6 protein-coding genes and 1 pseudogene are annotated in these 8,337 nt (G+C 71.5%); 4 read left to right on the forward strand and 3 right to left on the reverse strand.

All coding sequences use genetic code 11. The features are described 5' to 3' along the window. Nucleotides 1–290 (forward strand): annotated as a pseudogene (locus ACYVE9_RS09865) (hypothetical protein); the annotation flags it as partial. 49 nt (nucleotides 291–339) lie between these two features. Here the strand turns inward: ACYVE9_RS09865 and nhaA are convergent. The 3 genes from nhaA to ACYVE9_RS09880 form a co-directional block, all read right to left on the reverse strand. After that, nucleotides 340–1,767, reverse strand: a complete 1,428-nt coding sequence (gene nhaA / locus ACYVE9_RS09870; protein WP_461027382.1) for a Na+/H+ antiporter NhaA — start codon at nucleotides 1,765–1,767, stop codon at nucleotides 340–342. Between the two features lie 199 nt (nucleotides 1,768–1,966). Then, nucleotides 1,967–2,692, reverse strand: coding sequence for a potassium channel family protein (locus tag ACYVE9_RS09875; RefSeq protein WP_461027383.1), 726 nt, complete (start codon nucleotides 2,690–2,692; stop codon nucleotides 1,967–1,969). Next, the gene (locus ACYVE9_RS09880; protein ID WP_461027384.1) at nucleotides 2,685–4,058 is read right to left on the reverse strand and encodes a TrkH family potassium uptake protein; all 1,374 of its coding nucleotides are present in this window, start codon (nucleotides 4,056–4,058) and stop codon (nucleotides 2,685–2,687) included. Before ACYVE9_RS09880 ends, ACYVE9_RS09875 begins: the two co-directional genes overlap by 8 nt. A 167-nt stretch (nucleotides 4,059–4,225) precedes the next feature. Between ACYVE9_RS09880 and ACYVE9_RS09885 the strand changes: the two genes are divergently transcribed. From ACYVE9_RS09885 to ACYVE9_RS09895, 3 genes are all read left to right on the forward strand, one after another. Next, on the forward strand, nucleotides 4,226–5,332 hold the full coding sequence (locus ACYVE9_RS09885) for a PucR family transcriptional regulator (RefSeq protein WP_461027385.1): 1,107 nt from the start codon (nucleotides 4,226–4,228) through the stop codon (nucleotides 5,330–5,332). Nucleotides 5,333–5,549: 217 nt separating this feature from the next. Then, nucleotides 5,550–6,182 carry a hypothetical protein gene (locus tag ACYVE9_RS09890; protein ID WP_461027386.1) on the forward strand — a complete coding sequence of 211 codons (633 nt, stop codon included), beginning with the start codon at nucleotides 5,550–5,552 and terminating at the stop codon, nucleotides 6,180–6,182. A gap of 156 nt (nucleotides 6,183–6,338) precedes the next feature. Then, nucleotides 6,339–8,337, forward strand: a 1,999-nt coding sequence (locus tag ACYVE9_RS09895) for a flotillin family protein (RefSeq protein WP_461027387.1), incomplete at its 3' end; no start/stop codon positions are given.

Here is an 8,337-nt window from a genome sequence, read left to right on the forward strand (position 1 = left end):
GCCCCGACGGGCGGGGCGTGACCCATGTGACGTCCTACTGGTCGTGCGCCCCGCAGGGCCCCTGGCACGGGCCGTCCGACGCGTTGGAACCGCCGCTGCCACCCGGCGGTGCGGCTGCCGGCGCCGCGCCCTACAACCCGCAGGCGCACCCCGCCCTCACCGACGAGGGCAGCGCACTGCTGCTCAGCTACGACGTGAACGTGCCGGACTCGCTGAGCGCGGTGCACAGCGACGTCGCGCTGTACCGGCCGCGGTTCGTCCGCCTGGAACTCGGCCCGCCCGGCCGCTGACCGCCGACGGGCCGAGCCGGCCTCCGGCCCCGCCCGGACCCGGGACGCCTCAGCCCCGGTCCGTTCCCGGGCCGCTCCGCGGGCCCTTCCCCGGGCCCGGGTCGGTGGGCCGTCCGTCGCGGGCGGTGGACTCCCGGTCCGCCGCCTCCCGTGCGGCTGCCTGCTCGCGGGCGAGCAGTTCCGCCTCCTCGCGCTGGTCGAGGTCGGGAATGCCGTCACCGTCCTCGTCGAGGTTCTCCTCCTCCCACATGCGGCGGTACTTGGCGTCCCGGATGCGCAGCACCACCACGGCGGCGACCGCCGACATGAGCGAGGCGATGAGTACCGCCGCCTTGACGTGCTCGGTCGTCTCCTCGTCGGTGAAGGCCAGTTCGGTGACGAGCAGCGAGACGGTGAAGCCGATACCGGCGAGCATCGACACCCCGGCCACGTCCGACCAGGCCAGGTCGTCGCTGAGTCTGGCCCGGGTGAAGCGGGCGGCCAGCCAGGTACCGCCGAAGACCCCGATCACCTTGCCCGCGAAGAGCCCCAGCACCACACCGAGGGCCTCCGGCTGGCGCGCGGCCTCGGCGAGCGCCGAGCCGCTCACCGCGACGCCGGCGGCGAACAGCGCGAAGATCGGCACCGCCACACCGGCGGACAGCGGCCGGACCAGGTGCTCGACGCGTTCGGCGGGGGAGGTCGGCTCCCCCTCGCGGGTGCGCACCCGCAGCAGCATGCCCATCGCGACCACGGCGATGGTGGCGTGCACGCCGCTGTTGTACATCAGCGCCCAGACGGCCACGCCGAGCGGCACGTAGAAGTACCAGCCGCGCAGCCCCAGGTGCTGGTGCAGGAACCAGAAGACCACCAGGCCGGCGAAGGCGCCGGCGAGCGCCCACAGGTTCAGTGCGGAGGTGTAGAAGATCGCGATGACGACGATCGCGCCGAGGTCGTCGACGATCGCCAGTGTCAGCAGGAACGCGCGGATGCCGGAGGGCAGGTTGGTGCCGACGACGGCGAGCACACCGAGCGCGAAGGCGATGTCGGTCGCCATCGGGATGGCCCAGCCGCTCATGTTGCCGCCGCCGTAGGCGTTGACCGCGACGTAGAACAGGGCCGGTACGAGCATGCCGCAGACCGCGGCGACCACCGGCAGCGCGGCGGCGGCGGGCCGGCGCAGCTCACCGGCGACCAGTTCCCGCTTCAGCTCGATGCCGGCGACGAAGAAGAAGATGGTCAGCAGCCCGTCCGACGCCCAGTGCTCCACCGACAGGTCCAGACCGAGCGCCGGAACGCCGAAGTGGAAGTCGCGCACCGCGTCGTACGCGCCGCTGAGCGGCGTGTTCGCCCACAGCAGCGCGACCACGGCCGCAGCCAGCAGCACTATGCCGCCGACCGTCTCGGTGCGCAGCGCGTCGGCGAGCACCCGCCGTTCGCGGACACCGGGCCGGGCGAAGACGTCCCGGCACTCGTCGGGGTCTGGGACGCGTGTCATCAGGGCGTGCCTCCGGGGGGTTCGGCGGATCGGCAGGAAGCGCGCGGTACTGCGCTGCCGACCAGACTTCCCGGCACGCTTGCTCGATCTTGTCTCGATCTTGACGACGTCGGTTTCACCGTACCCGCATCGCGGCGTTCCCTCACAGGAGGGCAGGGCCGCACGCGCGTCCGTACCGGCCAGTGGATGCAGGCTGCACTTACTGGAGCTCGGTGAAGGCCTCCACCGCCCTGGTCCGCCCGGTGACGATGATCACGTCGCCGGGTTCGATGACCGTCTCGGCCGTCGCGTGTGTGAAGTCCCGGCCGGCCGGTTTGATGCCGACCACCGTCACCCCGTAACGGGTCCGCACCTGGCTGGCGCCCAGCGGCACTCCGGTCGCCACCGTCGGCGCGACCGTCTTGACCAGGGCGAAGTCGTCGTCGAACTCGATGAAGTCCAGCATTCGGCCGGTCACCAGGTGCGCGACCCGCTCGCCCATCTCGTGCTCGGGCAGCACCACGTGGTGCACACCGAGGCGTTCCAGCACCAGTCCGTGCTGCCGGCTGATCGCCTTCGCCCAGATGTTGGGCACGTCGAACTCCAGCAGGTTCGAGGCGGTCAGGATGCTGGCCTCTATGTCGTTGCCGATGCCGACCGCCACGCTGGGGAACTCGTGCACGCCGAGCTGGCGCAGCACCTCCATGTCGGTGCAGTCGGCGACGGCCGAGTGGGTGAGCTCGTCGGAGGCCTTCTGGACCAGTGCCGGGTTCTCGTCGATGCCCAGCACCTCCCAGCCGCGCCGCACCAGGCCGGAGGCGAGTGAGCTGCCGAACCGGCCCAGGCCGATGACGGCCACCCGCCGGTCGGACCCCGGAGCCCGGTTGCGGGACGGGCCGCGCCGGGCGGCGCGGCGCCTGCGAAGAGAGTGCAGATAGTCAGCCAATGACAGGTCGCTCCTCCGGTAGCTGGTATCGCCGCGTGCGCTCCCGCAGGGCGAGCGCCGACACCAGGGTGACCGGTCCGAGCCGGCCGATGAACATCAGGGGGATGATGATGAGCTGGCCGACGGTGCCCAGCTCACCGGTGGCGCCGGCGGACAGCCCCACGGTGCCGAACGCCGACACCGCCTCGAACAGCACCACCTCGAACGGCAGCCGCACCACGGCCAGCAGTGCCACCGTCGCGCCCAGCACCAGGGCCACGCCGAGCAGTGCCACCGTCAGCGCCTGCCGCAGCACGTGCGGAGCCAGCTTGCGCCCGAAGATGCCGGAGTTCGGCTCGCCCCGCACTTCGGCGAGGATCGCCGCGGCCAGCACCGCGAAGGTGGTGACCTTGATGCCGCCGGCGGTGCCCGCGCTGCCGCCGCCGATGAACATCCAGATGCAGGTGGTGAGCAGGGTGGCCGGTTCCATCTCGGCGACGTCCACCGCGTTGAACCCGGCGGTGCGGGTCATCGCGGAGTGGAAGAAGCCGCCGAGCAGTTTGTCGGCGGTGCTCATCGGGCCCAGGGTGCCGGGGTTGCGCCACTCCAACAGGCAGGTGAGCACGGTGCCGCCGAGCAGCAGCACGGCCGTCATGGCCAGGGTGAGTTTCGCGTGCAGCGACCAGTTGCGCCGGCCGGTGGTCCGCTGCCGCCGCCGGTGGCGGATCACCTCCAGCAGTACCGGAAAGCCCAGACCGCCCAGAATGACGGCGACGGCGACCGGCAGCATCACCCACGGATCGCTCTGGAACCGTACGAGGTTGTCGGGGAAAAGAGAGAAGCCGGCGTTGTTGAAAGCGGAGACGGCGTGGAAGACGCCCTGGCGCAGTGCCTCGGGCACCGGCATGTCGTATCCGAACCGGAAACGCAGGGAAAGCACCACGGCCGTGGTCGACTCCACGACCACGGTGGTTCCGGCGACGCCCAGCAGCACCTTGCGCACGTCCCCGAGGCTGAGCGACTTCGTCTCCGCCTGGGCCTGGAGCGCCATGCGCATGCGCAGCTTGCCGTGCACCAGCAGGGCGAGCAGCGAGGCGATCGTCATGATGCCGAAGCCGCCGGCCTGGAACAGGACGAGGATGACGGCCTCACCGAAGGCACTCCAGTGCTCACCGGTGTCCACCACCGCGAGACCGGTCACGCACACCGCGGACACGGCCGTGAACAGGGACGGCACCAGACCGGTGGGCCGGCCGTCCTCCGCGGCCAGCGGCAGTGCGAGCAGGGTGGTGCCCAGCGCCACGGCCAGTGCGAAAGCGGTGACGACGACCCGCGCCGGATGCGCCCCGAAAACCGAATGGCGCAGCAGCGCCAACCGACCAGCCACCGCGACCTGACTTTCTGACGTTCCGCAGTGCGGCGCCCGGTCGGGCGCCGCACGAAATCCGATGGACAGGTTATCCCTCCGCCCAGGTGTTCGCTTACGCTGTCCCGGCAACAACCCCGGACGGCGGACCGGCCGGCCGGGAGAGCCGCGGGGGAAGAAGTGCCAACGTGAAAAGCGCCGGGATACCCAGCAGTTTTCTGGGGGAGTACCCGAGCCTGCTCGCCGAGGTGTCCGCGACGGGGCGCGTGCCGCGCCGGGCCGAGTTGGACGCCCTGCGGGAACTGGGGGAGCGGGCCGCCGAGGCCGGGTTCGGGCTGCGTCAGCTCGTCAGCCTCTACCTGGGGGAGACCCGCAAGCTGTGGGGCACGCTGCCCGGGGTGACGCGGGCCGCGGGACCGGCCGAGCGGGCGCGTACCGGGGACGCGGTCTTCGGGGTGCTGGAGTCGGCCGTCGCCGCGATCAGTGAGGGCCACGAACGTGCCCAGCGGCTCGCCGTCCGGCAGGCGGAGGCCGAGCGCCGGGAGTTCGTCGACGACCTGTTGTACGGCCGCAGCGACATGGGCCGGCTCGCCGAGCGGGCCCAGCAGTTCGGACTGCACCTGTCCTACGCGCACACCGTCGCGGTGGCCGCCGGCACCGAGCGGTTCGACGACGTGCACCCCACGGTCCGGCGCATCGAGCGGGAGCTGATCGGCCGGTTCGGCGAGCGCGACGTGCTGCTGGCCACCAAGGAGGGCCGGCTGGTGTGCATCGCCGCGGGCAGCGAACGCGGTGTGCTGGACGCCTTCTGCCGGCTGGCGGAGAACCCCGGCGCCGGTTACGCCGCCGCCCAGCGGGTCGCGACCGGACGGGAGCACAGCGGCGCCGGCGGCGTCGTGCGCAGCTACGAGGAGGCCCTCGGCAACGTGGTGATCGCCGACCGGCTGGGCCTGGAGGCGGTACGGCTGTCCACCGCCGAGCTGCTGGTCTTCCCGGTGCTGCTGCGGGACCGGGAGGCGATGGCCGACCTGGTGCGGACCGTGCTCGGGCCGCTCACCGACGCGCGCGGCGGGGCGGAGCCGCTGCTGCGCACGCTGGCGGAGTGCGCCGCGGCGGGGTACGTCAACGCGGAGGCCGCGCGCCGGTTGGGCGTGAGCGTGCGCACGCTGTCCTACCGGTTGGAGCGGATCAGGGTGCTCACCGGTTACGACCCGGGTGACGCCCTTCAGCGCTACACCCTGGAGACGGCCGCGATGGGCGCCCGGCTCCTCGGCTGGCCGACGCAGGAACTGTAGGCGTCCGGGCCGCGTCCGTAGCCCGTGAGACGTGCGCAGCCGTGCGGCCGTGCGGCCCGCGCCGCCGTGAAGCCGTGGACGAGAGCGCACGGGAGACGAACATCCCGAGGATAAGGACAACGTAAACAGGCGGAACACTGCCGGGATCCGGCAATGTGCGCCGGGTGCGGGGACTGCCAGGATGAGGGCACACCGCACCGGAACGGGGGACAGGACGATGGGTGGATTCCTGAGCGCCGCACTGGCGTTCCCGGCGGTCCTGTTCAGCTTCGCGCTGGTGGTGGTGATCGCCTACTGGCTGATCGTGCTGGTGGGCGGCGCGGAGGTCGACGCCCTCGACGGGGGTGAGGGCGTTGACCCCGGTGCTTCCGCCGGCGGCGGAGCGGGTGTCTTCGCGGCCTTCGGGCTCGGCGGAGTACCGGTGACCATCGTGCTGTCGCTGCTGACCGTCGTTGCCTGGTTCGTGTCCCTGACAGGTGCGGTCCTCTTCGGCAACCCGGTCCTGCGGCTGGTGGTCCTGCCCGTCGCGCTGGTCGCGGCCTGGGCCGTCACCGGCGCGCTGGTCCGTCCGCTGCGGCGGCTGGCACCGGTCGAGCGGGGCATCTCACGCAGCGACTTCGTCGGCCGGGTGTGCACCATCCGCACCGGCCGGGTGGACATGTCCTTCGGGCAGGCCGAGGTCGCCGCCGACGACGGCTCGACCGCGCTGGTCCAGGTCCGCAACGACGACGGCACCGCAGGGCTCACGCTCGGCAGCAGCGCGCTCATCTTCGACTACGACGCCGAGGGCGAGTTCTTCCGGGTGGCGCCCTTCGACGCGGCACTGGACCCGAACCGGCCGACAGGCTGACGAAGCACGCCAAGGGGGAGGCCACCGTGATCGCCGGAACACCGCCGCGCCGCAACGTATCCGCACGGTTCGCGACCCGATTACGGGCCCGGCGCGGCACCGCGCGCCGCCGGCCCGCCCACAACCGCTCGTGATCGACTTGAGGGAACTGATCCTATGGATGCCATCTCCACCGGCTTCGGCGTGCTCGTCGCCGTCGTCCTGCTGATCCTGGTCTGCCTGCTGCTGGTGGTCAGCCGCCTGTTCCGCAAGGTCCCGCAGGGCAAGGCGCTGATCGTCTCCAAGATGCGCAAGGTCGAGGTGACCTTCACCGGCATGGTCGTGCTGCCGGTGCTGCACAAGGCCGAGGTGATGGACATCTCGGTCAAGACCATCGACATCGAACGGACCGGCCACGACGGCCTGATCTGCAAGGACAACATCCGCGCCGACATCCGGATCTCGTTCTTCGTCCGCGTCAACAAGACCAAGGACGACGTCGTGAAGGTCGCCCAGGCCATCGGCACCGAGCGGGCCAGCGACCGCGGCACGCTCCAGGAACTGTTCAACGCCAAGTTCTCCGAAGCGCTCAAGACCGTCGGCAAGCAGCTCGACTTCGCCGACCTCTACACCATGCGCGACGAGTTCCGCGACCGGATCATCGCCGTCATCGGCACCGACCTCAACGGCTACAGCCTGGAGGACGCGGCGATCGACTACCTGGAGCAGACACCGCTCGCCCGCCTCGACAAGGACAACATCCTCGACGCCCAGGGCATTCGCAAGATCACCGAGCTGACCGCGATCCAGCACATCGCCACCAACGAGTTCCAGCGCAACGAGGAGAAGGAGATCACCCGCCAGAACGTCGACGCGCGGGAGGCCGTGCTCGAACTGGAGCGCCGCCAGGCCGACGCCGAGATCAAGCAGCAGCGGGAGATCGACACCGTCCGCGCCCGCGAGGAGGCCGAGACCGCCCGCGTCCAGGCCGAGGAGCGGCTGCGCTCGCACGCCGCGCACATCAAGACCGAGGAGCAGCTCGGCATCCAGAACGAGAACCGCGAGCGGGAGATCGCCGTCGCCAAGCTCAACCGCGAGCGGGTCGAGGCGATCGAGAAGGAGCGCATCGAGAAGGACCGCCTGCTGGAGGTCATCGCCCGCGAGCGGGAGACCCAGCTGCGCCGCATCGCCGCCGACAAGGAACTCGAAGGCGAGAAGCGGGACATCGCCGACGTCATCCGCGAGCGCATCGCGGTCGAGAAGACCGTCGCGCAGCAGGAGGAGGAGATCAAGAAGCTGCGCACGGTCGAGGAGGCCGAGCGCGAGCGCCAGGCACTGATCATCGGCGCCGAGGCCCAGGCGCAGGAGCGGCTCGTCAAGGACATCAAGGCCGCCGAGGCCGCCGAGCAGTCCGCCCAGCACCGGGCCGCCGAGGAGATCACCATGGCCGAGGCGCGCCGCAAGGCCGCCGACCTCGACGCGCAGTCCGCGACGCGGCTCGCCGAGGGCCGCCGCGCCGAGGAGGCCGCGTCCGGACTGGCCGAGGCCGAGGTCAAGGAGCGCATGGCGGACGCCATCGCCAAGACGCGGCACGCCGAGGCCAACGCGGCCAAGGAGATGGGGCTGGCAGAGGCGGAAGCCGCCAAGAGCATGGGCCTCGCCGAGGCCGACTCGATGCGCGAGAAGCTGAAGGCGGAGGCCGAGGGCCTCACCGAGAAGGCCGCCGCGATGGCGGCCATGGACGAGGCCGGCCGCGGCCACGAGGAGTACCGGCTGCGCCTGGACGCCGAGAAGGAGGTCCGCATCGCCGGCATCGACGTGCACCGGCAGATCGCCGAGGCCCAGGCGACGCTGGTCGGCGCCGGACTGGAGAAGGCCAACATCGACATCGTCGGCGGCGACTCGGTGTTCTTCGACCGGCTCGTCAACTCCATCTCCGCCGGCAAGAGCGTCGACGCCTTCGTCGGCAACAGCGACGCGGTGCAGGCCATGGCCGGCTCCTGGCTCGACAAGGAGGGCTCGACCTTCACCGACGACCTGACCGGCATGGTCGGCGGGCTCGGCGGGGCCGGCCTGCGCGACGTGACGCTCGCGGCCCTGCTCGGCAGGCTCGCCACTGACGGCGGGCCGCAGGCCGGGGCGTTCCAGCAGCTGCTGGCCTCGGTGCAGGACGCGG

It is taken from the genome of Streptomyces sparsus, assembly GCF_054776295.1.

Coding starts and splice junctions, on each gene's coding strand:
- nhaA (WP_461027382.1), bottom strand. CDS start 1,767: ATGACACGCGTCCCAGACCCCGACGAGTGCCGGGACGTCTTCGCCCGG.
- ACYVE9_RS09890 (WP_461027386.1), top strand. CDS start 5,550: ATGGGTGGATTCCTGAGCGCCGCACTGGCGTTCCCGGCGGTCCTGTTC.